The sequence below is a fragment of the Brevundimonas sp. genome (genome assembly GCF_029946145.1).
Lineage (GTDB): Bacteria > Pseudomonadota > Alphaproteobacteria > Caulobacterales > Caulobacteraceae > Brevundimonas.
On record NZ_JAQSDY010000027.1, the window covers coordinates 540,614 to 562,953 of the forward strand.

Annotated in this window: 24 protein-coding genes; 6 read left to right on the top strand and 18 right to left on the bottom strand. The window is 70.2% G+C overall.

Features of this window, described 5'->3' with window-relative positions:
- Positions 1 to 89: 89 nt before the first annotated feature.
- Entirely contained in the window at positions 90 to 722 is a 633-nt protein-coding gene (locus PSV23_RS14815; RefSeq protein WP_300470380.1) for an outer membrane lipoprotein carrier protein LolA, read from the bottom strand.
- A 183-nt stretch (positions 723 to 905) separates the two neighbouring features.
- Complete coding sequence (locus PSV23_RS14820) at positions 906 to 3,284, bottom strand: DNA translocase FtsK 4TM domain-containing protein (RefSeq protein WP_300470382.1); 2,379 nt, start codon at positions 3,282 to 3,284, stop codon at positions 906 to 908.
- 161 nt (positions 3,285 to 3,445) lie between these two features.
- Between PSV23_RS14820 and PSV23_RS14825 the strand changes: the two genes are divergently transcribed.
- The gene (locus PSV23_RS14825) at positions 3,446 to 4,699 is read left to right on the top strand and encodes a UbiH/UbiF/VisC/COQ6 family ubiquinone biosynthesis hydroxylase (protein WP_300470384.1); all 1,254 of its coding nucleotides are present in this window, start codon (positions 3,446 to 3,448) and stop codon (positions 4,697 to 4,699) included.
- Here the strand turns inward: PSV23_RS14825 and PSV23_RS14830 are convergent.
- The 5 genes from PSV23_RS14830 to rpe all read right to left on the bottom strand — a co-directional run bounded on the left by PSV23_RS14830 (position 4,696) and on the right by rpe (position 9,141).
- On the bottom strand, positions 4,696 to 4,890 hold the full coding sequence (locus PSV23_RS14830) for a Trm112 family protein (RefSeq protein ID WP_300470386.1): 195 nt from the start codon (positions 4,888 to 4,890) through the stop codon (positions 4,696 to 4,698). The two genes, PSV23_RS14825 and PSV23_RS14830, sit on opposite strands and share 4 nt — an antisense overlap.
- Before the next feature lie 128 nt (positions 4,891 to 5,018).
- Complete coding sequence (locus PSV23_RS14835) at positions 5,019 to 5,678, bottom strand: LON peptidase substrate-binding domain-containing protein (protein WP_300470389.1); 660 nt, start codon at positions 5,676 to 5,678, stop codon at positions 5,019 to 5,021.
- Positions 5,679 to 5,687: 9 nt separating this feature from the next.
- On the bottom strand, positions 5,688 to 6,584 hold the full coding sequence (trxA, locus tag PSV23_RS14840) for a thioredoxin (protein WP_300470391.1): 897 nt from the start codon (positions 6,582 to 6,584) through the stop codon (positions 5,688 to 5,690).
- A 92-nt stretch (positions 6,585 to 6,676) separates the two neighbouring features.
- A complete protein-coding gene (locus PSV23_RS14845) occupies positions 6,677 to 8,485 on the bottom strand; it encodes a heparinase II/III family protein (protein ID WP_300470394.1) in 1,809 nt (602 codons plus the stop codon).
- Entirely contained in the window at positions 8,482 to 9,141 is a 660-nt protein-coding gene (gene rpe, locus PSV23_RS14850) for a ribulose-phosphate 3-epimerase (protein WP_300470483.1), read from the bottom strand. Before rpe ends, PSV23_RS14845 begins: the two co-directional genes overlap by 4 nt.
- Positions 9,142 to 9,243: 102 nt before the next feature.
- Between rpe and PSV23_RS14855 the strand changes: the two genes are divergently transcribed.
- Positions 9,244 to 9,708 carry an OsmC family protein gene (locus PSV23_RS14855; protein WP_300470396.1) on the top strand — a complete coding sequence of 155 codons (465 nt, stop codon included), beginning with the start codon at positions 9,244 to 9,246 and terminating at the stop codon, positions 9,706 to 9,708.
- A gap of 65 nt (positions 9,709 to 9,773) precedes the next feature.
- Here PSV23_RS14855 and PSV23_RS14860 read toward each other — a convergent pair whose 3' ends face one another.
- The 4 genes from PSV23_RS14860 to PSV23_RS14875 all read right to left on the bottom strand — a co-directional run bounded on the left by PSV23_RS14860 (position 9,774) and on the right by PSV23_RS14875 (position 13,946).
- Positions 9,774 to 10,529 (bottom strand): dienelactone hydrolase, encoded by a 756-nt coding sequence (locus tag PSV23_RS14860; RefSeq protein ID WP_300470398.1) that lies wholly within the window; start codon positions 10,527 to 10,529, stop codon positions 9,774 to 9,776.
- 58 nt (positions 10,530 to 10,587) lie between these two features.
- Positions 10,588 to 12,192 (bottom strand): bifunctional phosphoribosylaminoimidazolecarboxamide formyltransferase/IMP cyclohydrolase, encoded by a 1,605-nt coding sequence (gene purH / locus PSV23_RS14865; RefSeq protein ID WP_300470400.1) that lies wholly within the window; start codon positions 12,190 to 12,192, stop codon positions 10,588 to 10,590.
- A gap of 163 nt (positions 12,193 to 12,355) precedes the next feature.
- Positions 12,356 to 13,252 carry a manganese catalase family protein gene (locus PSV23_RS14870; protein WP_300470402.1) on the bottom strand — a complete coding sequence of 299 codons (897 nt, stop codon included), beginning with the start codon at positions 13,250 to 13,252 and terminating at the stop codon, positions 12,356 to 12,358.
- A gap of 166 nt (positions 13,253 to 13,418) precedes the next feature.
- The gene (locus tag PSV23_RS14875; protein ID WP_300470404.1) at positions 13,419 to 13,946 is read right to left on the bottom strand and encodes a prolyl-tRNA synthetase associated domain-containing protein; all 528 of its coding nucleotides are present in this window, start codon (positions 13,944 to 13,946) and stop codon (positions 13,419 to 13,421) included.
- A 52-nt stretch (positions 13,947 to 13,998) separates the two neighbouring features.
- Here PSV23_RS14875 and PSV23_RS14880 point away from each other — a divergent pair, with 52 nt between their 5' ends.
- Positions 13,999 to 14,739, top strand: a complete 741-nt coding sequence (locus PSV23_RS14880) for a DUF6065 family protein (protein WP_300470407.1) — start codon at positions 13,999 to 14,001, stop codon at positions 14,737 to 14,739.
- 91 nt (positions 14,740 to 14,830) lie between these two features.
- Here the strand turns inward: PSV23_RS14880 and PSV23_RS14885 are convergent, their stop codons facing one another.
- The 6 genes from PSV23_RS14885 to htpX form a co-directional block, all read right to left on the bottom strand.
- Positions 14,831 to 15,385 carry a hypothetical protein gene (locus tag PSV23_RS14885; protein ID WP_300470410.1) on the bottom strand — a complete coding sequence of 185 codons (555 nt, stop codon included), beginning with the start codon at positions 15,383 to 15,385 and terminating at the stop codon, positions 14,831 to 14,833.
- Between the two features lie 82 nt (positions 15,386 to 15,467).
- A complete protein-coding gene (locus PSV23_RS14890) occupies positions 15,468 to 16,100 on the bottom strand; it encodes a LysE family translocator (protein WP_300470412.1) in 633 nt (210 codons plus the stop codon).
- A 104-nt stretch (positions 16,101 to 16,204) separates the two neighbouring features.
- Positions 16,205 to 16,783, bottom strand: a complete 579-nt coding sequence (locus PSV23_RS14895; protein WP_300470414.1) for a hypothetical protein — start codon at positions 16,781 to 16,783, stop codon at positions 16,205 to 16,207.
- A 111-nt stretch (positions 16,784 to 16,894) separates the two neighbouring features.
- Positions 16,895 to 17,356: a translation initiation factor IF-2 gene (locus PSV23_RS14900; protein WP_300470416.1), complete on the bottom strand. Its 462-nt coding sequence runs from the start codon at positions 17,354 to 17,356 to the stop codon at positions 16,895 to 16,897.
- Positions 17,357 to 17,443: 87 nt separating this feature from the next.
- Positions 17,444 to 18,676 (bottom strand): argininosuccinate synthase, encoded by a 1,233-nt coding sequence (locus tag PSV23_RS14905; RefSeq protein ID WP_300470417.1) that lies wholly within the window; start codon positions 18,674 to 18,676, stop codon positions 17,444 to 17,446.
- Between the two features lie 96 nt (positions 18,677 to 18,772).
- Positions 18,773 to 19,729: a zinc metalloprotease HtpX gene (gene htpX, locus PSV23_RS14910; protein WP_300470419.1), complete on the bottom strand. Its 957-nt coding sequence runs from the start codon at positions 19,727 to 19,729 to the stop codon at positions 18,773 to 18,775.
- 86 nt (positions 19,730 to 19,815) lie between these two features.
- On the opposite strand from htpX, the gene PSV23_RS14915 reads away from it, so the two are divergent.
- From PSV23_RS14915 to PSV23_RS14925, 3 genes are all read left to right on the top strand, one after another.
- Entirely contained in the window at positions 19,816 to 20,052 is a 237-nt protein-coding gene (locus PSV23_RS14915) for a DUF1674 domain-containing protein (RefSeq protein WP_300470421.1), read from the top strand.
- A 59-nt stretch (positions 20,053 to 20,111) separates the two neighbouring features.
- The gene (locus PSV23_RS14920) at positions 20,112 to 20,519 is read left to right on the top strand and encodes a hypothetical protein (RefSeq protein ID WP_300470424.1); all 408 of its coding nucleotides are present in this window, start codon (positions 20,112 to 20,114) and stop codon (positions 20,517 to 20,519) included.
- Positions 20,520 to 20,707: 188 nt separating this feature from the next.
- Complete coding sequence (locus PSV23_RS14925) at positions 20,708 to 21,580, top strand: hypothetical protein (RefSeq protein ID WP_300470427.1); 873 nt, start codon at positions 20,708 to 20,710, stop codon at positions 21,578 to 21,580.
- On the opposite strand, the gene pyrF is transcribed toward PSV23_RS14925, so the two are convergent.
- Entirely contained in the window at positions 21,577 to 22,308 is a 732-nt protein-coding gene (gene pyrF / locus PSV23_RS14930) for an orotidine-5'-phosphate decarboxylase (protein WP_300470430.1), read from the bottom strand. The two genes, PSV23_RS14925 and pyrF, sit on opposite strands and share 4 nt — an antisense overlap.
- Between the last annotated feature and the right edge of the window lie 32 nt (positions 22,309 to 22,340).

Sequence of the window (22,340 nt, forward strand, 5' to 3'; positions counted from 1 at the left end):
GAAATCCGTAGCGGTCAGGCCGGCTCCCGCCGACCTGTTGCCAAAGTGCCACTCACTTGAAAAAATGTCAAGTTCGCTCCGGGCGTGACTCAGCCGCGGCGCGGACGGCGCGTGGGGTCGCTGAGCTGGAACAGGCTGGCGGCGAGGCCCGGGGCCGCTTGCAGGGTGGTCAGCTGGGTGCGGGTGCGGCCGCCCTGGGCGTCGGTGATGGTCCATTCATGCAGCCGCAGCGGCGAACCGGCGAAGGACAGGATGACCGAGCCATCGTTGGGCCGGCGATTGTCCCGCGCGGTGATGGCGAAGGCGCCGGACGCCATGCGGGTGACGCGGTCGATGCGCACGCCCTGATCCAGACGCACGGTCCGGGCGAGGAAGGTCGACAGAGGCGTCGAGCCCAGCGGCACCTGGCGGAAAACGTTCAGCCGCGGGTCGTAGCGTTTGACGTTGGAGCCGTCCGACACGACCAGCAGGCCGGCCGGGCTGGTGTATTCGAAGCGCATCTTGCCCGGGCGTTGCAGCCAGAAGCGGCCTTCCCGGCGCTGGGCGCCCGAGGTCTCGACGAAATTGCCCCGGGCCGAGGTCAGATTCTGCAGATAGGTCTGGGCCTGGGCCACCACGGCGCGATCCTCGGCCGAAAGGCCGGTCTGGGCGGCGGCGGGCAGGGCGGCGAAGGCCGCAATGGCGGCGGTTCCAAAGGCGAAGGCGCGGCGCGAGACGGTCATGGGGTCTTCTCCCGTTCGGGATGGTTGTTGTTCATGCCGTAATGCGGACTGCGAATGGCGCGGGCATGACCCGACCCTGACCATATTCCGGCGGCGGAATGAAGCGTCGTTCATCGACGGCGGTTCCGAAAAGCCGGAAATGCGCTCAAGCAGCAAGCCGACGCGCGGCGAGCGGTAGCGCGCCTACGCCATCGGCGGAGGCCCCGCCAGAATGTCGCGCTTGCCGGCGTGGTTGGCCTGGCTGACGACGCCTTCCTGCTCCATCCGCTCGATCAGGGAGGCGGCGCGGTTGTAGCCGATCTGCAGGCGGCGCTGGATATAGCTGGTCGAGGCCTTGCGGTCGCGGGTGACCACGGCCACGGCGCGGTCGTACAGGTCGTCGCCCGAACCGCCGCCGCCCTCGTCGTCGAACGCCGCGTCGCCGTCGCCGTCGGGATCATCGGTGATCAGGTCCAGATAGTCGGGCTCGGCCTGGCCGCGCAGGTGTTTGCAGACCTCGTCGACCTCCTGGTCCGTCACGAACGGTCCGTGCAGGCGGGTGATGCGGCCGCCGCCGGCCATGTAGAGCATGTCGCCCTGGCCCAGCAGCTGCTCGCCGCCCTGTTCGCCGAGGATGGTGCGGCTGTCGATCTTGGAGGTGACCTGGAAGGAAATGCGGGTCGGGAAGTTCGCCTTGATGGTGCCGGTGATGACGTCGACCGAGGGGCGCTGGGTGGCCATGATCAGGTGGATGCCGGCGGCGCGGGCCATCTGGGCCAGCCGCTGGACCGCGCCCTCGACGTCCTTGCCGGCGACCAGCATCAGGTCGGCCATCTCGTCCATGACGACGACGAGGAAGGGCAGGGGTTCCGGGCGGATCTTCTCGGACTCATAGACCGGGCGGCCCTGTTCGTCGAAGCCGGTCTGGACGGTGCGTTCGAAATGCTCGCCCTTGGCCACGGCCTCGCGGGCCCGCTCGTTGTAGGAGGCGATGTTGCGCACGCCGAGCTTGGACATGCGGCGATAGCGGTCCTCCATCTCCCGCACGGTCCATTTCAGCGCGACGACGGCCTTCTTGGGATCGGTGACGACGGGGGCCAGCAGGTGCGGGATGCCGTCATAGACCGACAGCTCCAGCATCTTGGGGTCGATCATGATGAAGCGGCACTCGGCCGGCGTCATCCGGTAGAGGATCGACAGGATCATGGCGTTGACCCCGACCGACTTGCCCGAACCGGTGGTGCCGGCGATCAGCAGGTGCGGCATGCGCGCCAGATCGGCGACATAGGGCTCGCCGCCGATGGTCTCACCCAGGGCCAGCGGCAGCAGGTGGGCGGGCTTGTCGTATTCGGTCGAGGCCAGCAGGTCGCGCAGATAGACGGTTTCACGCTTCGCATTCGGCAGCTCGATGCCGATGGCGTTGCGCCCCGGCACGACCGAGATACGGCAGGCGCGGGCGGACATGGAGCGGGCGATGTCGTCCGACAGGGCCACGACCCGGCCGTGCTTGACCCCGGGGGCGGGCACCAGCTCGTACAGGGTGACGACCGGGCCGGGGCGGATCTGGTCGATCACGCCGCGCACGCCGAATTCCTGCAGCACGCCTTCCAGCATCTTGGCGTTCTGCTTCAGCGCCTCTTCATCGACCGAGGCGACGCGTTTGGCCGGCTTGGTCAGCATGCCCAGCGGCGGCAGTTCGAAACCGCCCCCCGGACCGTTCTGGGGCCGGGCGAAGTCGAAGGCCACCTGGCTGTCGTCGAGTTCGCGCCTGGACGCCCTCGGCGCCTTGGCGGCGGCGACCTTGGGCTCGGGCGCGCTGCGGGCGGGAACGGGGGCGTCCCACGGCGGGTCGTCCGGGGCGTCGAGGCCGATCGTGGGATAGTCGTCCGGTTCGGGCGCCGGGCGCGGACGGGGCGGCGCCTTGACCGCATCGCGGCGCGCCCTGGCAGGCGACGGCGCGGGCGCGCGGCGACGGCCGGCCCAGTGGAAGGCGTCGCCCACGTCCGCCAGTCTCAGGCCGATGGCGTAGCCGATGGCCCACAGGGCCATGGGGAAGAAGAGAACGCCGGCGAAGATCGGGGCGCCCGGTAGACGCAGGGCCGTGCAGGTCATCCGCACCAGGCCGACGATCGCGTCGCCCCACAGGCCGCCGAGGCCGGCGGCCAGCGGCCAGGCGGCGGGCGGGGCGAGGGCCGACAGGGCGGCGGACAGGGCCAGAACGCCGCCGGCGGCGGACAGGGCCTTCAATCCCGTGGGCTTGAGCCTTTGCTGGATCACGTCGCCGATGGCCGCGGCGAGTCCGAAGGCGATCAGCAGCAGGGCGGCGGGGAAGGCGGCCATGCCCAGGGACTGCATGAACAGGTCGGCGAACAGGGCGCCGTTCAGGCCCAGCCAGTTGGTCGGAGCGACGCCCGAGGCGGCGTTGAGGCTGGGATCGACCGGATTCCACGACACCAGGGCGGCCAGCAGCAGGGCCGCCAGCAGGGCCTGGAGCACGCCGCGGAATTTGATCGCGATGGGCGCGCCCCAGACGATGCGGGCGCTCTCGAAGGCGCGATGGCCGATGGCGAGGGCGGCGGACATGCGAGGGCGGACTCCGGACGAGGACTGGCGCCTGTTGTCACCCGGGCAGGGTTAAGACGCTGTTTACCAGCGCACTGTCCCTCCCCCGCACGCGGGAGAAGGAAAAAGGCCGCGACTCCGCGGCACTGGACGCGCCCCCGATCCAGCGCGACAACCGGCCCATGAGCACGCCAGACCGTTATGACGTCATCATCGCCGGCGCCGGCCTGGCCGGGGCGACCTTCGCCCTGGCCGCCGCCCAGGGCGGGCTGAAGGTCGTGCTGTTCGATCCGCAGCCGTTCTCGCTGCAACTGGCGCCGACGTTCGACGGACGGTCGACGGCCATCGCCTTCTCGACCTTCCGCATGCTGGACGCGCTGGGCGTCGGTGCGGCCTTGCGGCCGCATGCCTGCCGGATGGACCGGATTCTGGTCACCGACGGCCATCGGCCGGGGGCGGCGTCGCGACCCGCGGGTTCCGCCTTCCTGCGCTTCGACGCCGACGAGATCGGCGACCGGACCGAGGGCGAGCCCCTGGGTTACATGGTCGAGAACCGGCGCATCCGGATGGCGCTGGCCGAGGCCGTCACGGCCGCCGGGATCGAGGTTCGGGCGCCCGCCGCGGCCGCGAAGATCGAGGCCGGCCCGGCCGGCGCCGTCGTCACCCTGGCGGACGGCGCGCGTCTGGGGGCACCCCTGGTCGTGGGAGCCGAGGGTCGTTTCTCGCCTGTGAGACAAAGCGCCGGAATCGAGACCGTCGGCTGGGGCTATGGCCAGAGCGGGGTCGTGGCCACCGTGTCCCTTGGCCGGGACCACGGCAATGTCGCCCATGAATATTTCCTGCCCTCGGGCCCGTTCGCCATCCTGCCGCTGACGGAACAGCGGGCCAGTCTGGTGTGGACCGAGACGACGCGCCGGGCGGACGCGCTGAAGGCCGCGTCGGACGCCGCCTTCCAGTCGCATCTGATGCGGCGGTTCGGCGACTTCCTCGAGGATGTGACGGTGGTCGGGCCGCGCTTCGTCTATCCGCTGTCGCTGCAGCTGGCCGAGGCCCTGACCGGCCCCCGCACGGCCCTGATCGGCGACGCCGCGCACGGGGTGCATCCCGTGGCGGGTCAGGGGCTGAACATGGGCCTGAAGGACGCCGCCGCCCTCGCCGAGGTGCTGGTCGAGGCCATGCGGCTGGGCGAGGACATCGGCTCGGAGACGGTGCTGGACCGCTACGCCCGCTGGCGGCGCTTCGACAATGCGGCGCTGGCGGCGGGCTTCGACGCCTTCGTGCGGCTGTTCTCGAACGACATCGCACCGGTTCGGCTGGCCCGGGGTCTGGGCATCGCCGCCGTCAACCGCATCGCGCCCCTGCGCCGCGCCTTCATGCACGAGGCCGGCGGCGCGACGGGGGATTTGCCGCGGTTGCTCCGGGGCGAGGCGGTCTAGTCCAGCTTCCGCGCCTCTTCCGGCAGCATGATCGGCACGCCGTCGCGGATCGGATAGGCCAGTTTGGCGCCCTTCGACACCAGCTCCTGACGCTCGCGATCATAGGTCAGCTTGCCGCGCGTGACCGGGCAGACCAGCACCTCCAGCAGGCGGGGGTCGACCGAGGCGGGGGTGTGGAAGGTGTCGGACATGGCTGCAGTGGCTAGTGGCTAGTGGCTAGTCGAGACTCGTAGGGCATAGGCGGCTCCTTGGCGACGGGTTGCAACGCCACAGGCGCTTCGACACTCAATCACTAGCCACTAGCCACTAGCCACTCTCCTCACTGCATCAACGGCGCATCGCCCTCGCCGTCGCTGGCGGCGTCGATCGTCAGCAGCGCCGTCAGGACCGAGGAGCGGTCGGTCAGGCTGACCGCCTCCAGCAGGGCCTGTTTCTCGGCCGGCTCGAACGGCAGGGCCATCGACAGGCTGTTGATCAGGGCCTCGGGCGGGGCCGTTTCGGCGGTGTCCCAGTCGATGTCGAGACCGCGCGTCTCCAGATAGGCGCGCAGGGCGTCCAGCAGGCCGTCGCGGTCCAGGCCTATGTCGTCCACGGGCGGGGCGCTGAGATCGTTCTCGAACGGGGCGAAGTCGGCGCGGATCTGGCGATAGGGCGTCTGGGCCGGCAGCTCGCTGGACAGACGGAAACGGGCGCAGCCGGTCAGGGTGATCAGATACCGGCCGTCCGACGTCTCGGCGAAACTGGTGATCCGCCCGGCGCAGCCGACGGGCGACAGGTTGGGCAGGCGGGCCGAGCCGGCCTGGGGCTGGAGCATGCCGATGATGCGGTCGCCGGCCATCGCATCATCGATCATGTTCAGATAGCGCGGCTCGAAGATGTTCAGCGGCAGCTGGCCGCGCGGCAGCAGGATGGCGCCCGGCAGCGGGAACACAGGGATGACCTGCGGCAGGTCGGCGGCCTTCACATATCCCTGCGCCACCCCGGCCTCCTATGCGAACAGAATGGAGGACAGACGGCGGCGCCCGTCCCGCGCGATGTCGGACGCCCCGCCGGCGGCGTCGAAGACGACCAGCAGTTGCTTGCGCGCGGCCTGATCGTTCCATTCCCGGTCGGCGGCGACGATGGCCAGCAGGCTGTCGACCGCGCCCTTCAGATCGCCGGCGGACGCCTGTGCCAGCGACAGGTCGTAACGGGCCTGATGGTCGGCGGGGGTGGCGGCGACCCGGGCTTCCAGTTCGGACGCGGCGCCGGTCGGGGCGGCCGAGGCGAGCGCCAGCTGGGCGCGCACGCTCTGGACGGTCGGCTCCTTCGAGTCCTGCGGGGCCATGGCGATGGTCTGGCGGGCCTGGTCCGTGTCCCCGTCGGCCAGATAGACGCGGGCCATGCCGGCGATGGCCTTTTCATTGGCCGGCTCCAGCGTCAGCAACTGGGCGAAGGCCTGGGCCGCGCCGCCGAGGTCGTTCAGCGACAGGGATTCCTCGCCCAGCGACAACAGCTGTTCGATGTCGGAGTTGGCGCTCGTGCCGCCGGTCAGCTTGTCGATGAAGGCCTTGAGCTGGCTGTCCGGCACGGCGCCCTGGAAGCCGTCGACGGGCTGGCCGTTGACGAAGGCGTAGACGGTGGGGATCGACTGGACGCGCAGCTGGCCCGCATAGGCCGGGTTCTTGTCGACGTCGATCTTGACCAGTTTCACGGCCCCGCCGGCGGCGCGGACGGCCTTCTCGATCATCGGCGTCAGGGTGCGGCACGGTCCGCACCAGGTGGCCCAGAAGTCGACCAGCACGGGCTGGGTCTTCGAGGCTTCGATGACGTCGGCCATGAAGCCGGCGTCCGAGCCGTCCTTGATCAGGTCGTCAGGGAGGGTGGTTGGGTCGGCGAGGCTCATGGTCGTCCTTCGGGGGTCGGTCCTGTGGTCGGAAAGGCGTAACGCGGCAGTCCCCAGATGGTCGCGGCGACCCTTCGTCTCAAGGGACAGGATCAGGAAGGATCGCCCCCCGCGCCGGCGGGGCTCAGCTTCCAGCGGATCTTGGTTTCGGAATCGGTGCGGGCCGAGCCGCGCACGACGATCTGCAGCGACCGCCGGGTCAGGCCATCGTCGATATGGACCGAGGGCTCGATGGCCACGTCGGGCCCGTCGGTGCGGAACCACCAGCCCCGGCCCGAATGGCCGCGCAGCAGGATGGAGCGGCGATCGCGGGCCAGCGAGGCCTGGACGCCGGGCTCCAGCTGGAAGCGCACGGCATAGGGGGCGGCGATGGCGCGGATCACCTCCTTCTGGCCGGGGGCGGGGTGCAGCCGCTCCTCGGCGCGCAGTTCGTCGAGACGCTGGTCCAGATACAGGCGGCGCTGATGCAGCAGGCCGTAGTCGTGGACCCAGCCGTCGTGCTCGACCTCCAGCCAGACCGCGCCCTCGCCGTCGCGCTGGTCGACGGCGAAGTGAAGCGGCCGGCCGACCAGGCGGTGGTCCAGAAGTTCACCGCGCCAGCCGCCCAGGGGTTCTCCGGTCGAGCCGTCGCCGAGGGTCAGGGTCGAATGGCCGGGGGCGAGGCGCAGGCCCTGGCGGTCGGCGGCGCGCGGGGTCCAGCCGCAACCGGTGACGATCCGGTCCTTGCCGCAGACGATCTCCAGCGCCATCGGCTGGGCGCAGGCGGCGGCGGACCAGGCGCCGCGCGCGGGGCTGGCGATATCGGCGGCGATGGTCAGCAGGGGACTGCGGATGCGGGCGACGCCGCCGACGGTCCCGCCCGGAGCCTCGGCGTGGACGTCGTCGTGGGCGCGCCCGGCCGCGACCCGGGCGGCGGTCGAGGGACCTCCGCCCTGCATGGTGATCAGCCGGCCGTCGGGCAGGTTCTGCAGGCGCAGGGCGTGGGTCAGGCGCCGGATCGCGGACCGCACGACGTCGGGCGTGGCTTCCGAGACCTGCGACAGGGCGTCGTCCAGCGTCAGCAGATCGAGCAGCAGTTCGAGACCGGCCTCCGGGCTGCGGCTGGCGTGGCCGCCGTCGGGCGCGACCGTGCGGTCCAGGGCGCCGGGCAGGCCGCGCAGGGCCGGGCGCCGCAGGGAGACGCCCGGGGCGCCGGCGAGGGCGCAGCCGGCGATGGCGGCGGCGGTCAGGCGTTCGGCCTTGCCCACCAGACCGCCGGGCGGGCGCAGCAGCTGGCGGCCCTGACGGCCGAGGATGTCGGCCAGCCTGAGCCGTTCGGCCTCGGTCGCCACCTGTCCCATACGTCGGGCGGCGCAGGCCAGATGACAGGTCCGGCGCGCCAGAATTTCCGGACCCCAGGCGAAGGGCGACCAGCGGGCGAAGGCGTCGGCCCATGCCAAGGTCAGCCGCACCGCCTCGCGCGCGCCGCGCTCGCCCTGCAGCATCAGCGACGGCAGCCAGGCGAAGCTGTGCAGCTCGACGGCGAAGGCGCGGGTCGGACTGGGCCGGTTCCACGGATCGTCGGGCGCGGCGGCCTCGAGGCTGGATCCGGCGAGAGTGAATTTGCCGCCGAGGACGATCTTGCCCTGGGCCGGATCGACGGGGCGGAAATCGCGCGGGGTGGCGGCGAAGCCCTGGGCCGGGCGGCCCTTCAGGGTCAGGCTGTAGCCGGGCAGGCCGTAGAGTTCGATCCACAGCTGGCGGGTCAGCAGCCGGCCGATGACGGCGGGCCACAGGCCGGGCCCGCTCGACACGCCGGTGGTCCTGACCGGCGTGCGCATCGGGGCGCCGCGCAGGCCGGGGATTTCTCCGGGCGCGGGACCGTCGGCTTCAGGACGGGCGAAGGGACCGGGAGGACTCACGCTGCCTTCAGCGCCTGGATATTGGCGGCGTAGGCCGAGGGGCCGCCCCGGAACACGGCCGTGCCGGCGACCAGGGCGTCGGCTCCGGCGGCGACGCAGGCGCCGGCGTTTGCGGCGGTGACCCCGCCGTCGACCTGCAGGTGCGCCTTCGATCCGGCGGCGTCGAGCAGGGCGCGGGTCCGCTCGATCTTGCGCAGGGTGGCGTCGATGAAGGACTGGCCGCCGAAGCCGGGATTGACCGACATCAGCAGCACCAGATCGACCAGGTCGATGACGTCTTCCAGCACGCCGAGGGGGGTGCCCGGGTTCAGCACAACGCCGGCCTTCGCCCCCAGCTGGCGGATCCGGCCCAGCGTCCGGTGCAGATGCGGCCCGCTTTCAGGATGGACCGTCAGAATGTCGGCGCCGGCCTCGCGATAGGCCTCCAGCCAGGGATCGACCGGGGCGACCATCAGGTGCACGTCGAACGGCAGGGCGGTGTGGGGGCGCAGGGCCTTCACCACATCCGGGCCGATGGTGATGTTGGGCACGAAATGGCCATCCATCACGTCGACGTGGATCCAGTCGGCGCCCGCGGCGTCGAGCGCTCGGACCTCCTCGCCCAGACGGGCGAAGTCGCTGGCGAGGATCGAGGGGCAGATCAGGGGCGCGGCCATGTCAGCGGGGATAAGGCGGGTCGAGGGCGGGAGCAAGGCGCGGCTTGGGTTTCGGCCGGCCCGGCGCTACACGGTTCGGTCATCGCCGTTTGGAGGACCGTCATGAGCGAGCATCTGGCCACCATCGAATGGAGCCGTGGCGACCAGCCGTTCCTCGATAAGCGCTACGCCCGCGCCCATGACTGGCGTTTTGACGGCGGGGCGCTGGTGCGCGGGTCCTCGGCGCCGTCCGACCTCGTGCCGCCGCCGCTGTCGGATCCGGCCGCGGTCGATCCTGAGGAGGCCCTCGTGGCGGCGCTGTCGAGCTGCCACATGCTGTTCTTCCTCGCCTTCGCGGCCAAGGAAGGGTTTCTCATCGACGCCTACCGGGACGAGGCTATCGGCGTCCTGGGCCGGGACGAGCGCGGAAAGACCTCGATCACAGCCGTGACGCTGCGGCCAGCCGTGACCTTCTCGGGCGCACTGCTGCCGGACGCCGCCGCTATCGATGGCCTGCACCACCGGGCTCACGGGGCTTGCTACATCGCGAATTCGATCCGGGCGGAAGTCACGATCGAACCGCGCTAGAGCCAGTCAACAGTGTCACCCGGACGCCGCGCAGCGGCGATCCGGGACGCCAGGGCGTTTCCAGCTCAGGCGGCGGGGGCCACGGCCACGTCGTTCAGCAGGGCGACAAACCGCCGCTCTGCCTCGGCCGCCAGCTCGGGATGATAGCGCATCGGCCCGGCCGCCATCGGCTCGTCAAAGGCGTGGCTGCCCTCGGCGATCCAGGTCTCGACCTCGGCCCCGCAGCGGCGGACCATGTCGTGCACCCGCTCGGCATTGCGAACGGTGGTCAGGTGGTCGGTGCGCGAAATCACGGCCAGCGTCTTCGGGCAATGCCGCCACGGCCGCATCCGGTTGAAGGCGCCGACGCCGACGTAAGGATAGGCCAGCCAGGCCCCGATCACCCCGTCCAGCGAGACGGCGCCGGGGTCCTCGACGCCCAGCATGCGGCGGCCCCGCTGCGAGCTCATCGCCTCCATGATGCCCCAGCCGCCATGGCTCCAGCCGGCGAGAACGATCTTCGAGGCGTCGACGTCGGGCCGCCGCGAAACGCCGTACAAGGCCGTGAGCACGTCGCCCGCCCGCTGCCAGCCATGCAGCAGCAGGCCCGTGCAGACCATGGCCATGGCGAACTGACGGCTCCAGCCGCGGGGCGCATAGGAGTCGACGATGACCGCCCGCCAGCCCGCCGCCTTCGCCGCCTCGGCGTATCGGGGCAGGTGATCGCGCAGGCCTCCGCAGCCGTGGAACAGGATCACCGTCGGGCGCGGCCGGTCGTCGTCGGGGCCGACGACGGTGGCGTGCGGCTCGAGCATCGACCAGCGCTGGGAGAGAGTCTGCATGGGGCAAGCCTGAAGGGAGGGGGCGTTCAAACCGCCGGCAATGGCAGAGGTTCCGCCTTCAGTGCCGGAAGACCCGCACCCCCGTAAAGGCCATGGCCACGCCGGCCTCGTCGGCGGCGGCGATGACCTCGTCGTCGCGGATCGAGCCGCCGGGCTGGATCACGGCCGTCGCCCCGGCGGCCACCGCTTCCAGCAGGCCGTCGGCGAAGGGGAAGAAGGCTTCGGAGGCGCAGGCGGACCCCTGGGCCAGCGAATGGGCCAGACCCTTGGCCTCGCCGGCCTCGCGGGCGCGGATGGCGGCGATGCGGGCCGAGTCGCGGCGGTTCATCTGGCCGGCGCCGATGCCGGCTGTCTGGCCGTCCTTCGCATAGACGATGGCGTTCGATTTCACGTGCTTGGCCACGGTGAAGGCGAACAGCATGTCCTCGATCTCCTGCGGCGTCGGCTCGCGGCGGGTGACGATCTTCAGGTCCGCGGCGGTGATGCGGCTGCGGTCGCGCGACTGGACCAGGAAGCCGCCGGCCACCGAGCGGAACACCTCGCCCGCGGCCAGCGGATCGGGCAGGCCGTCTGTGAGCAACAGGCGCAGGTTCTTCTTCGCCGCGAAGATGGCCTTCGCCTCGTCGTCGGCGCCGGGGGCGATGACGACCTCGGTGAAGATGTCGGTGATCAGCTTCGCATCGGCGCCGGACAGCGGCCGGTTGACCGCGACCACGCCGCCGAAGGCCGAAACCGCGTCGCACTCCAGGGCGCGGGCGTAGGCGGCGGCGAGGTCAGAGCCCACCGCGACGCCGCAGGGGTTGGCGTGTTTGACGATGACGCAGGCCGGGGCCTCGAACTCGGCGACCAGCTCATAGGCGGCGTCGGCGTCGGCGATATTGTTGTAGCCCAGCTCCTTGCCCTGCAGCTGGCGGGCGTGGGCGACGCCCGGCCGCGTGTCGCCGGTGCGGTAGAAGGCGCCGGTCTGGTGCGGGTTCTCGCCATAGCGCAGCGTCTGGGCCAGCGAGCCGCTGATCGACTTGCGCGCCGGGGCGGCGTCGCCGACCTGACGGGCGAACCAGCCGGAGACGGCGGCGTCATAGGCGGCGGTGCGGGCGAAGGCGCGGGCGGCGAGGCGCTTGCGCAGCTCGAGCGTCGTGGCTCCGTCGGCCTCGAGGGCCGCCAGCAGTTCGGCGACCGAGGTCCGATCGACGCAGACGGCGACATAGCCGTGGTTCTTGGAGCCTGAACGGATCATGGCCGGGCCGCCGATGTCGATGTTCTCGACCACGGCGTCGAAGCCGCCGCCCGACGCCACCGTGGCCTCGAACGGATAGAGATCGACCCAGACGATATCGATGGGGCCGATGTTGTGGGTGGTCATGGCCTCGGCGTGATCGGCCGCGTCGCGCACGCCCAGCAGGCCGCCGTGCACCACCGGGTGCAGGGTCTTGACCCGGCCGTCCATCATCTCGGGGAAGCCGGTCAGCTCGGCGACGTCCTTCACCGGCACGCCGAAGCCGGCGATGGCGGCCCGGGTGCCGCCGGTCGAGACCAGTTCGACGCCGAGGCCGTGCAGGGTGCGGGCTGCGTCCTCCAGCCCGGTCTTGTCGGACAGGGAGATCAGCGCGCGCTGCGGCGCCACGCGGTCCGGCGCGGGGGGAAAGTCGGGAGCGGCGGGCATGGCGGCGTCCGTATCTGGCGTTGGGGTCGGGGAGACGGGGCGCGTCTAGCACCGGAAGCGCCGCGATAGAACCGTCGGAACAGATCGACGCAAAAACACGATCGGCCCGGAACGTCCCTGGGGACATTCCGGGCCTCTCGGGCAGTCTCTTACGCTGGGCGCCCTACTCGAGCGGCGTCGTCGATCCGGCCCCCGGACCCGCGCCCAGATCGGCGCCGGTGATCGGGTTGCTGGCGGGGTCGGAGGCGAGGCGCTCCGACAGGGCGGCGATGGTCTTCTTCTGCGCGGCGTTCAGCCTGACGCTCGCCGTGCCGTCGCCGCCATCGACGGCCATCTGGTCTTCGCGCTCATCGACGAATTCCCACTGCTCGCCCTCGTTCCAGGGCCCGCGTGCGTCACCCTCGCCCTGGGACATGTTGTAGTATTTGTCAGCGAAGGCCGGATCGGCGGGGATCTTGCCCGGCGGGAAATTGGGCTCGATCGAATACAGGGCTTTCTCGAACGACTTCTGGTGCGCGACCTCGCGGGTCATGAGGAAGCCGAGCGCCTCCTTGATGCCCGGGTCGTCGGTCACGTTGATGAGCCGCTCATAGACGATCTTGGCCCGCGACTCGGCGGCGATGTTGGAGCGCAGGTCGCAGGCCGGGTCGCCGATCGAGTCGATATAGGCGGCCGTCCACGGCACGCCCGCCGAGTTCACCAGCGCCGGTCCTCCACCGTACAGGATCGAGGTCGTGTGGCTTTCGCCCTGGTTGTTCAGCGACATGTAGAGCTCGGCCTCGGTCTTCGACGCTTCGGCCAGTTCGCCCTTGGCGCCGCGGTTCAGCATGGAGACGATCGAGCCGATCACCTCGAGGTGGCTCAGCTCCTCGGTGGCGATGTCTATGAGCATGTCCTTGCGGCCCGGGTCCTCTTCCGCCAACGCCTGGGTGAAGTAGCGCATGGCCGCCGCCAGCTCCCCCTGCGGGCCGCCGAACTGCTCCAGCAACAGCGTCGCCAGCCCCGGGTTGGGCTCCGCAACCCTGACAGTATACATCAAGCGCTTGTTGTGCATGAACATGACGAGAATTCCTGACAAATGATCCGATGGGACCACAAGCTTTCGCCGCCCATTCAGTTCCTATGACAAGTTTCCGACACAGCCGGTCAGGGTCGGTATTTCAACCTCTACAGTAAAGCGTCGCCGAAGCTTCAGCATAAGGGGTGAGGCGTCACTGATTCCGGCGTCAGCCCTCCAGCCGGCTGAAATCCACCACCATCGGCTCCCGCCCGATCAGCGACAGGAAGCGCCGGAAATCCGCCTGCGCCAGCGCCATCGTGGCCGTATTGGTCAGCGGGTGGAAGTTGACGATCTCCGCGTCCCACAGCGCCTTGTCGAGCACGAAGGCGACGCGCCGGTCCGGGTCGTTGATCAGGGCCAGCGCCGTGACCGAGCCGCCGCGCACGCCCAAGGTCTCATACAGCAGGACCTCATTGCCGAACGACAGCCGGTCCGAGCCCATCGTCCGATGCGCCCGTTTCAGGTCGACCACCGTGTCCTGGCGCGCCGAAATCAGCCACAGCCGGCCCTTCTTGTCCTTCAGGAACAGGTTCTTGGTGTGGGCGCCGGGCAGGGCGGCCTTGAGCGCCTGACCCTCCTCGACGCGGAAGACGGCCGGGTGGTCGTGCGTCGTCGAGGCGATCCCCTGCTCCTTCATCCAGCCGAGCAGGCGGTCGCGGTCGTAAGCGGGCGGCGTCGGCTTGTGTTCGGTCATACGGCTTCGCTAGGGATAGGGACGTCCCCTCGATACCGCCCGGAGGCTCCCTGTGGAACTCGAATGCTATCCGATGACGCAAACGCCGCCGGACCTGGTGCCCGGCCGGCAGTCGCGCAACTGGATGGACGCCTTCGCCAGCCGGCACCCCTATCGCTGCCTGCCGCTGACCATGGCCAACACCACGGGCTGGGAGATCCTGTGTCCCCTGACCTTCACCGCCGAATGGAACGGCGGGCCCAGCCAGGCCGACATCGTCATCACGCCGGAGCGGCCGAACGCGGACCTGACGCATGTGGTGACCTCGCACTTCTCGCGTGGGGTCCTGACCATGCATCCGCAATATCTGTTCCGCACGCCGCCGGGCTGGGGCCTGCTGGCGGGCGGTTCGCCCAACCATCTGAAGGACGGCATCCAGCCGCTGGTCGGTCTGATCGAAACCGACTGGCTGCCCTTCCCCTTCACCATGAACTGGCTGTTCACCCGGCCGGGCAAGGTGAAGTTCGAAAAGGGCGAACCCTTCTGCTTCATCACCCCGATCGAGCACCGCAAGGTCGAGACCATGCAGCCGGTGATCCGGTCGCTGGAGTCCAATCCGGTCATGCACGGCCAGTTCGAGGCGTGGAACCGCGCCCGCACCGACTTCAACAAGCGTCTGGCCTCGGGCGACCCGGACGCGGCCAAGGAGGCGTGGCAGCGCTATTATTTCAAGGGCGAGATTCCCGAGGATCTGGGCACGGCGCCCGAAACCCACGTCAACAAGCGCCGGCTCAAGTCGCCGCGCGTGGGCTGAAGGAGTGGCTAGTGGCTAGTGGCTAGTGAGGTGCACCACAGCATTGCACGACCCACGAATCGCCAGCCAACAATCACTAGCCACTAGCCACCTACATGGGCCGGGTGACGCGCGGACCGAGGTTGGAGATGACCTCGCGGGCGTCGAAGGCGTTGGGGTCGCCGGCCGGCTTGGCGCCGCGGCCCATGACGATCTCGGCCGAGGCCTCGTAGCGGTCGATCTCGCGCACGTCGAAATCGCGGCTGCCCCAGAAGGGATCGCCCCACGGGCTCCAGTAGCCGCGGCGGTAATAGCGCCACGACGGACCCCAGTAGGGGCCGTACCGGTCGTAGTAGAAGGGATCGGGCGTGGCCTGCAGGCGCACGTCGCGGTCGGTGGCGCGGTTGACCGTGGCGAACCAGTCATAGCCGTTCTCGGCGGTGACCTCGGCGGCCCGCAGCAGCAGGGCCATCTCGACCTGGTCGCGCGAGGTGACGGAATTGCCCGAGAAGCTGACGCGGTATCGGTCGGCGTCGACGCGCTGTTCGGAATAGCCGTAACGGCTGCCCTGGCCGGCGGGACCGTAGGGGGTGGCCGTGGCGCAGGCGGACAGGGCGAGAGCCGCCGTCGCCGCCAGAAGCGCGGACCTGAGGAACCGATGTCTCATGGGAACTCTCCTTGACGCGACATGACGCGCCCTGCCTGCTGAACGGGACATGAACGGCGTCGTTCCGTTCTGACACAAACCCTTATAAACGCGTAACAATAAGGACGGCCGCGGCCAGAAGAAGAAGACCCGTCATGAGGGCGAACCCCTTGCGGAAACGCGGCTCGCCCATGCGCCGAGCCAGGGCCGCCCCGCCCAGACCGTAGGCGGACATGGAAAGCACGTCCATGCCGATGGTGGCGACGGCGAACAGCGCCAGTTGAGGCGCCGCCGGACGGTTCACATCGAGGAAGGGCGGCAGGACGGCGGTGAAGAACAGCACCGCCTTGGGGTTGGCGATCTGCACCATGAAGCCGTCGACCAGGGCGCTGCGTCCCATCCTGACCGTCGGCGCATCGGGATCGGCGGCCGTGCGGAAGGCGCCGCGCAGGGCGTTGACGCCCAGCCACGCCACATACAGGGCCCCGCCGATCGAAATCAGCCGGAAGACCTGGGGAAAGGCGATCACCAGCGCCCCGAGGCCGAGGGCCGCCGCCGCGAACCAGACCAGGGTGGCGGCGTTCATGCCGACCACGCCCAGAAGCGCCCCGGCCTTGCCACGCTGGACCCCGTTGGCGACCGAGAAGATGTTGGCCGGGCCGGGGGTGATCGCCATCACCGTCATGACCCCGAGGAAGGTCAGATACAGGTGCGGATCGACGGGCAGGCTGTCCATGCCGTCCTGTCGGGCGGCGCGGGGCTACGGTCAAGCCTGTCGAGCGGCGGGCCCGCCGCTCGGGGAGGCTGTGTGGCGCGGTTGCGCCAGCCCGGCCGGGCGGATCAGTCTTCGTCGGCCGTGGCCGGAGCCTCGACCGCTTCGCCGCTGACCGCGACGGCGACCCCGGCTTCGTCCAGTGAATCCATGGCCTCGCCGACGGTGTATTCGGCCACCAGGCCGTAGGTGGCCATGTGTTCCGGGTCATTGGAGGCCCAGGCGCCGTTCGTGGCGATGCCCTGGGCGGCCGCCAGGGCGCCGGGGACCTCGGCCATGGCTTCCGAGACGACCGCGCCGATATCGACGCCCGCCAGGGCCTCGGCGACGACCGCGTTCACATCGATTTCGGCCAGGGCCTCGGCGGCGATGGACGAGGCGTGCTGCGTGGCCGCGGCGGTGAAGGCGGTGACGTCGGGCTGATATTCGGTCCAGAGGGCGGCGATGCGCAGCTCGCGCTGGTCCTTGGTCAGGCTCTTGTCTTCGGAAATGGCCTCGGCGCGTTCGCCGAAGGCCTCCATGCGGGCCTCGAAGGCGTCGGCGGCGGCTTCCAGCGCGTCTTCGGACGGGCCGCGCACATCAGCGGCGACGGCGGCCGAGAGCGGCAGCAGGGCCAGGGCGGCGGCGAGGGAGAGGGCCTTGATCATCGGTCGGGTTCCTTGAGCGTGCACGCCCAGGTTCCGCCGAACGCCGTCCGGTCTCAAGTGAAATCGTGGTAAGGCGGCGGGCGCGCAGCCGCCGCCTTCCGGATCAATAACTTATTGCGGCGCCGCAGGTCCGGCGGGCGCCGCCGCGGCCGCGGCGGCCTGTGTGATCTGGCCGCGCACCATGGCGGGCAGGCCCTGGATCATGGGCACGACGGTCGAGGCCGCCGTCGCCATCTCCGCCTTCTGCTCCTCGGTCCCGGCGGCCGCCTTCGCCTCGAAGAAGGCCTTGAGCTCGACGCCGAAGGCGTCGGCTTCGGGCTGGTACCGGGCGACGATGGCGTCCAGAGCGGCGTCGGCGGCGGCCTGATCCCCGGCCGCGGCCGTTATCGCGGCCTGCATCTCGGTCCCCATCGCCTGCATCCGGGCGCCGAAGGCCTCCCCCTTCGCCTCCAGCGCGGCCTCGGCGGGATCGACCGCTTCGGCGGCCGGCGGCGCGGCCGGCGCGTCCTGGGCGAAGGCGGGGGCGGCGAAGGCCAGGGCGGCCGAGGCGGCGAGGATCATTCGGATGGACATGACGGCTCCTGGTGCGCGGAAGGAGCCATGCTCCCGCCGGGAGAATGACGGATATTCCGGAACGGCGCGAGGCGAATTTCCTCGCGATCAGCCCCGGTCGCGCGCGTCCCGCTTGCCCAGAACCCGCAGGCGCAGGGCGTTCAGCTTGATGAAGCCGGCGGCGTCCTTCTGGTCATAGGCGACGGCGCCGTCCTCGAAAGTGACCAGTTCCTGGTCGTACAGGCTCTCGGCGCTCTCGCGGCCGATGACGGTCGCATTGCCCTTGTACAGCTTGACCCGCACCGTCCCCGACACCTTCGTCTGGGAGTGGTCGATGGCCGCCTGCAGCATCTCGCGCTCGGGCGAGAACCAGAAGCCGTTGTAGACCAGATGGGCGTATTTGACCGCCAGCTCGTCCTTCAGATGCATGGCCCCGCCGTCGAGGGTGATGGACTCGATGCCGCGGTGGGCCGCCAGCAGGATGGTCCCGCCCGGGGTCTCGTAGACGCCGCGCGACTTCATGCCGACGAAGCGGTTCTCGACCAGGTCCAGCCGGCCGATGCCGTTGTCGTGGCCGTACTGGTTCAGGGCGGTCAGCAGGGTCGCCGGCGACATCGCCTCGCCGTTGATCGAGACCGGGTCGCCTTTTTCGAAGCCGATGGTGATGACGGTGGCGACGTCGGGCGCGTCTTCAGGCGACAGGGTGCGCTGGTGCACGAACTCCGGGGCCTCGACCGACGGGTCCTCCAGCACCTTGCCCTCGCTGGACGAGTGCAGAAGGTTGGCGTCGACGCTGAACGGGGCCTCGCCGCGCTTGTCCTTGGCGATCGGGATCTGGTGCTTCTCGGCGAAGTCGAGCAGGTGTTCGCGCGACTTGAAATCCCACTCGCGCCACGGCGCGATGACGCGGATGTCGGGCTCGAGCGCATAATAGCCGAGCTCGAAGCGGACCTGGTCGTTGCCCTTGCCGGTCGCGCCGTGACAGACGGCGTCGGCGCCGACCATGCGGGCGATCTCGATCTGGCGTTTGGCGATCAGCGGCCGCGCGATCGAGGTGCCCAGCAGATACTGGCCCTCGTACAGGGCGTTGGCCCGGAACATGGGGAAGACATAGTCGCGAACGAACTCCTCGCGCAGGTCGTCGATGAAGATGTTCTCGGGCTTGATCCCCATCTTCAGCGCCTTCTCGCGCGCCGGCGCCAATTCCTCGCCCTGGCCCAGGTCGGCGGTGAAGGTCACGACCTCCGCGCCGTATTCGGTCTGCAGCCATTTCAGGATGATCGAGGTGTCCAGGCCGCCGGAATAGGCGAGGACGACCTTCTTGGGGGCGGGCTGGGTCATGACGGGTCTTTCGGCGAACGCGGGGAGGCGTTGGGGCGTGTCGGCGCGCTTAAAGGGCCAGACGCCCCGCGATGCAAGGGCGGGAATGGGGCAGGGTCAGCCCCAGGGGCCTGACTGGATCGTGGGCGTCGAGGGCACGCTGGTCGTCGCCGCCCGCGGTGCGGCCTCGACGAAAGCCGGGCGGCGGGCTGCAAGACCGACCTTCGTTCCCTGTTCCATGAGGGCTCTGACGCGGTTGCCGGTGGCCGGGTGGGTCGAGAACAGGTTGTCGGCGCCGCGTCCGGCCAGCGGGTTGATGATGAACAACTGGCCCGAGGCGGGATTGCGCTCGGCCGTGGTGTTGACGATGCGGCGGGCGTGGCCGTCGATCTTCTGCAGCGCCGAGGCGAGGGCTTGAGGGTCCCCGGCGATCTCCGCGCCGACGCGGTCGGCCTCGTATTCGCGCGAGCGGCTGATGGCCATCTGCACCAGGCCGGCGGCCATGGGCGCCACGATCATCAGCGCCAGGGTCCCGACGACGCCGCCCGGCCGTTCGCGATCGTCGCCGCCGCCGAAGAACATCGCGAAATTGGCCAGGGCGGCGATAGCGCCGGCGACGGTGGCGGTGACCGTCATGGTCAGGGTGTCGCGGTTCTTCACATGGGCCAGCTCGTGGGCCATCACGCCGCGGATCTCGCCGCGCGTCAGCATGTCCAGCAGGCCGGTGGTGGCGCAGACGGCGGCGTTTTCGGGGTTGCGGCCGGTGGCGAAGGCGTTGGGCTGGTCGTTGGGGATGATGGCGATGACGGGCCGGGGCAGGCCGGCGTCCCGGGCCATCTGCGACACGTCGGCGACATAGGCGCGGACCACGGCGTTGGGGTGCTGTTCGTCGACCGGCTGGGCCCGGTACATCTTCAACACGATCCTGTCGGCGTTCCAGTAGCTGAACAGGTTCAGGCCGCCGGCGACGACCAGGGCGATCAACATCCCTGTCGCACCACCGATCATGTAGCCGACGCCCATGAACAGGGCGGTCAGGGCGGCAAGAAGAATGAAGGTCTTCAGGTGGTTCATGTCGGTTTTACTGGAACGCCGCTGGCGCCTTCGGGGAGAAGCCCTAACTTGTGGGGTTTAACGCCCAGGCTCAAGGCGAGGCCGCTGTGACCGATCATCCCACCCCCGAACCCGACGCCGCGCCGGCCCTGAACCGGGACGTGCCCCACGCCACGCCCGACCGGCCGCTGAGCGAGGCCGCGCGCCGCGCCCTGCTGGAAGCGGCCGGGCGCCGGGCCGCCGCGACGGAAGCCGAACTGCAGACTGAGCATGGCGGGCCACGCGGGCCCGAACCGACCCGTTATGGCGACTGGGAAAAGAAGGGTCTGGCGGTCGATTTCTGAGCTGAGCGAACGAAGGCGGGCGAACGGCGTTAACCGTCCTGTTCAGGAGACCTCCGCCGATGTTCCGATCGCTCGCCGCCGCCACGGCCCTCGCCACCCTCGCCCTCGCCGGCGCCGTTTCGGCCCAGACATATGGCCAGCCGGTCTATCTCAACGCTTATGGCCGGCCCGTGGGCGGTACGCCGCTGTCAGAGGTCGAGACCCGGTCCTATGTCGAGACGGGCCGATGGGCGGACGGATATTCCGACCGGCCGCGGATCTATGTGCCCGCGCCCGGTTATGGCCGCCCATACACGCGCCATGGGTCGGGCTACCGCTCGTACGGTCATGGAAGCGACCATGGGCATGGCTATGGCGGCGGCCGGTACGATGCGCCGCCCCGGCCCGGTTATCGCGACGCGTGGGGCTATGACGACGATCGCCCGCCGTCGACCTGGCGCGGGAGTTACGATCAGGACACCCGCTAGCGATACGATCGCGGTTGCGGCTGCGCCGACGTCTATTTCCACGACCGCTGATCCGGCGGGAATCGCGCCGGTAAGGTTAAATTGGAGGGTCTGAGGGGAAAGGAACCGGCCCGGTTTCGCCCCTCCGGTGCAATCCGAACCCTTTTCTTTCCAGAGACTTACAACGGCTCAACACCGGAGCCTGTCTCATGCGTATGCTTACCGTCGCGGCCGGAGCCGCTCTTCTGATCCTCGCCGCCAGCCCCGCGTTCGCGGGCGGTCCCACGGGCGGCGGCCGTCCCGGTTGCGGCGGAGGCTGTGGCGGCGGCGGTCACCCCGGCGGCGGCCGGAACATCAACGTCAACGTCAATGCGAACGCCAGCGCGAGTGCCTACGCCGGCGCCTCCGCCCGTTCGTATCTGAACGCCCGGACCTACAATGTCGGCGGCGCGCGCGGCGCGGTCGGGGGCGGCGCGGTCTATGTCGGCGGCGGCTATGGCGGCGACGCAGGCGGCTTTTACGGCGTCCCGGTCTACAACGAAGCCGTCTACCAGGGCCGGGCCTGCGCCCCCGCCCCGTTCGGCTATGTCCTGGGCGGCTTCGGCCGCGACGAGCGCTACGCCCCTGTCTGCGGCTCGCGGTACTATGAGGATGGCGACCGCGGCGGTCGCTACGGCTACAGCGAGCGCCACGACAGCTACGCCGGGAGCCGGTACGAGGAAAGCCGGTACGAATCCTATGAGGAGTACGGGTCGTTCGAGGCCCGTTCCGCCTATCGCGACGCCGACTATGGGCGCCGGGAAGAGCGTCACGAGGACCGGGGCGGCGACTACGTCACCGGCGCCCGCGAATACGACCGGGGCTATATGGATGGGCGGCGCGATTGCGATTGCCGCCCCGACGGCCGGGACGGCGAGCCTTACGTTCATGCGCCCGAGCCGGCCCCTTACGGCTATGCGCCGGAGCCTCCGCCTGCGTCGGTCTATGAGGCGCCCATGACGCCGAACCAGTACTACGGCATCGGCGGCGAAGCACCGTCGCCCCGGCAGCAATACCGCCAGGAGCCGGGCGAGCGAGGCTAGACGGCGCTCATTTCGGCGGCGATGGCCGCCGCCGCCCGAACCGGATCATCGGCGCCGACCACCGGCCGGGCGACCACGAGATGGGTCGCGCCCGAGCGCAGGGCGTCGGCGGGCGTCGCCACGCGTTGCTGGTCCCCCTTGTCGACGCCCGCGGGCCGCACGCCCGGCGTGACGATCAGGAAATCGGGTCGGCCGGCCGCGACGGCGATCTCGCGCACGCGGGCGGCTTCGAGCGGGCTGGAGACCACGCCGTCGACGCCGCAATCGAGGGCCTGCCGCACCCGGCGCTCGACCAGATCCGGGGCGGAGCAGCCGTAGCCGAGCTCGATCAGGTCGGCGTCCGACAGGCTGGTCAGGACAGTGACGGCCAGCAGTTTCGTGCCGGACCCGGCCGCGTCGCGCCCCTTGACCGCACCGCGCATCACCTGGGGTTCGGCGTGGACGGTCAGCAGGTCGCAGCCGCCCTCGGCCACGGCGCGGGCGGCGCCCTCCACCTGGGCGCCGATGTCGTGCAGCTTCCAGTCCTGGAACACCGACTTGCCTTCGGCCCGCAGGGCGTGGGCAAAGGCCACCCCGCCGGGTCGGGCCAGAAGCGTCAGGCCGACCTTGTAGAAGCTGACGGCGTCGCCCAGCCGGTCGACCATGGCGCGGGCCGCGTCCACGGACGGCAGGTCCAGGCCGACGATCAGGCGGGAGTCGGACCTGGCGGGGGTCGTTCCGGGGGTCATGGCGTCGCTCCTCTTGAACGGCTAGGGCTGGA

Excerpts from the sequence above, each read along its gene's own strand:
- PSV23_RS14815 (WP_300470380.1), bottom strand. The coding sequence starts at position 722 with ATGACCGTCTCGCGCCGCGCCTTCGCCTTTGGAACCGCCGCCATTGCG.
- PSV23_RS14820 (WP_300470382.1), bottom strand. The coding sequence starts at position 3,284 with ATGTCCGCCGCCCTCGCCATCGGCCATCGCGCCTTCGAGAGCGCCCGC.
- PSV23_RS14825 (WP_300470384.1), top strand. The coding sequence starts at position 3,446 with ATGAGCACGCCAGACCGTTATGACGTCATCATCGCCGGCGCCGGCCTG.
- PSV23_RS14830 (WP_300470386.1), bottom strand. The coding sequence starts at position 4,890 with ATGTCCGACACCTTCCACACCCCCGCCTCGGTCGACCCCCGCCTGCTG.
- trxA (WP_300470391.1), bottom strand. The coding sequence starts at position 6,584 with ATGAGCCTCGCCGACCCAACCACCCTCCCTGACGACCTGATCAAGGAC.
- rpe (WP_300470483.1), bottom strand. The coding sequence starts at position 9,141 with ATGGCCGCGCCCCTGATCTGCCCCTCGATCCTCGCCAGCGACTTCGCC.
- PSV23_RS14855 (WP_300470396.1), top strand. The coding sequence starts at position 9,244 with ATGAGCGAGCATCTGGCCACCATCGAATGGAGCCGTGGCGACCAGCCG.
- PSV23_RS14860 (WP_300470398.1), bottom strand. The coding sequence starts at position 10,529 with ATGCAGACTCTCTCCCAGCGCTGGTCGATGCTCGAGCCGCACGCCACC.
- purH (WP_300470400.1), bottom strand. The coding sequence starts at position 12,192 with ATGCCCGCCGCTCCCGACTTTCCCCCCGCGCCGGACCGCGTGGCGCCG.
- PSV23_RS14870 (WP_300470402.1), bottom strand. The coding sequence starts at position 13,252 with ATGTTCATGCACAACAAGCGCTTGATGTATACTGTCAGGGTTGCGGAG.
- PSV23_RS14875 (WP_300470404.1), bottom strand. The coding sequence starts at position 13,946 with ATGACCGAACACAAGCCGACGCCGCCCGCTTACGACCGCGACCGCCTG.
- PSV23_RS14885 (WP_300470410.1), bottom strand. The coding sequence starts at position 15,385 with ATGAGACATCGGTTCCTCAGGTCCGCGCTTCTGGCGGCGACGGCGGCT.
- PSV23_RS14890 (WP_300470412.1), bottom strand. The coding sequence starts at position 16,100 with ATGGACAGCCTGCCCGTCGATCCGCACCTGTATCTGACCTTCCTCGGG.
- PSV23_RS14895 (WP_300470414.1), bottom strand. The coding sequence starts at position 16,783 with ATGATCAAGGCCCTCTCCCTCGCCGCCGCCCTGGCCCTGCTGCCGCTC.
- PSV23_RS14900 (WP_300470416.1), bottom strand. The coding sequence starts at position 17,356 with ATGTCCATCCGAATGATCCTCGCCGCCTCGGCCGCCCTGGCCTTCGCC.
- PSV23_RS14905 (WP_300470417.1), bottom strand. The coding sequence starts at position 18,676 with ATGACCCAGCCCGCCCCCAAGAAGGTCGTCCTCGCCTATTCCGGCGGC.
- htpX (WP_300470419.1), bottom strand. The coding sequence starts at position 19,729 with ATGAACCACCTGAAGACCTTCATTCTTCTTGCCGCCCTGACCGCCCTG.
- PSV23_RS14920 (WP_300470424.1), top strand. The coding sequence starts at position 20,112 with ATGTTCCGATCGCTCGCCGCCGCCACGGCCCTCGCCACCCTCGCCCTC.
- PSV23_RS14925 (WP_300470427.1), top strand. The coding sequence starts at position 20,708 with ATGCGTATGCTTACCGTCGCGGCCGGAGCCGCTCTTCTGATCCTCGCC.
- pyrF (WP_300470430.1), bottom strand. The coding sequence starts at position 22,308 with ATGACCCCCGGAACGACCCCCGCCAGGTCCGACTCCCGCCTGATCGTC.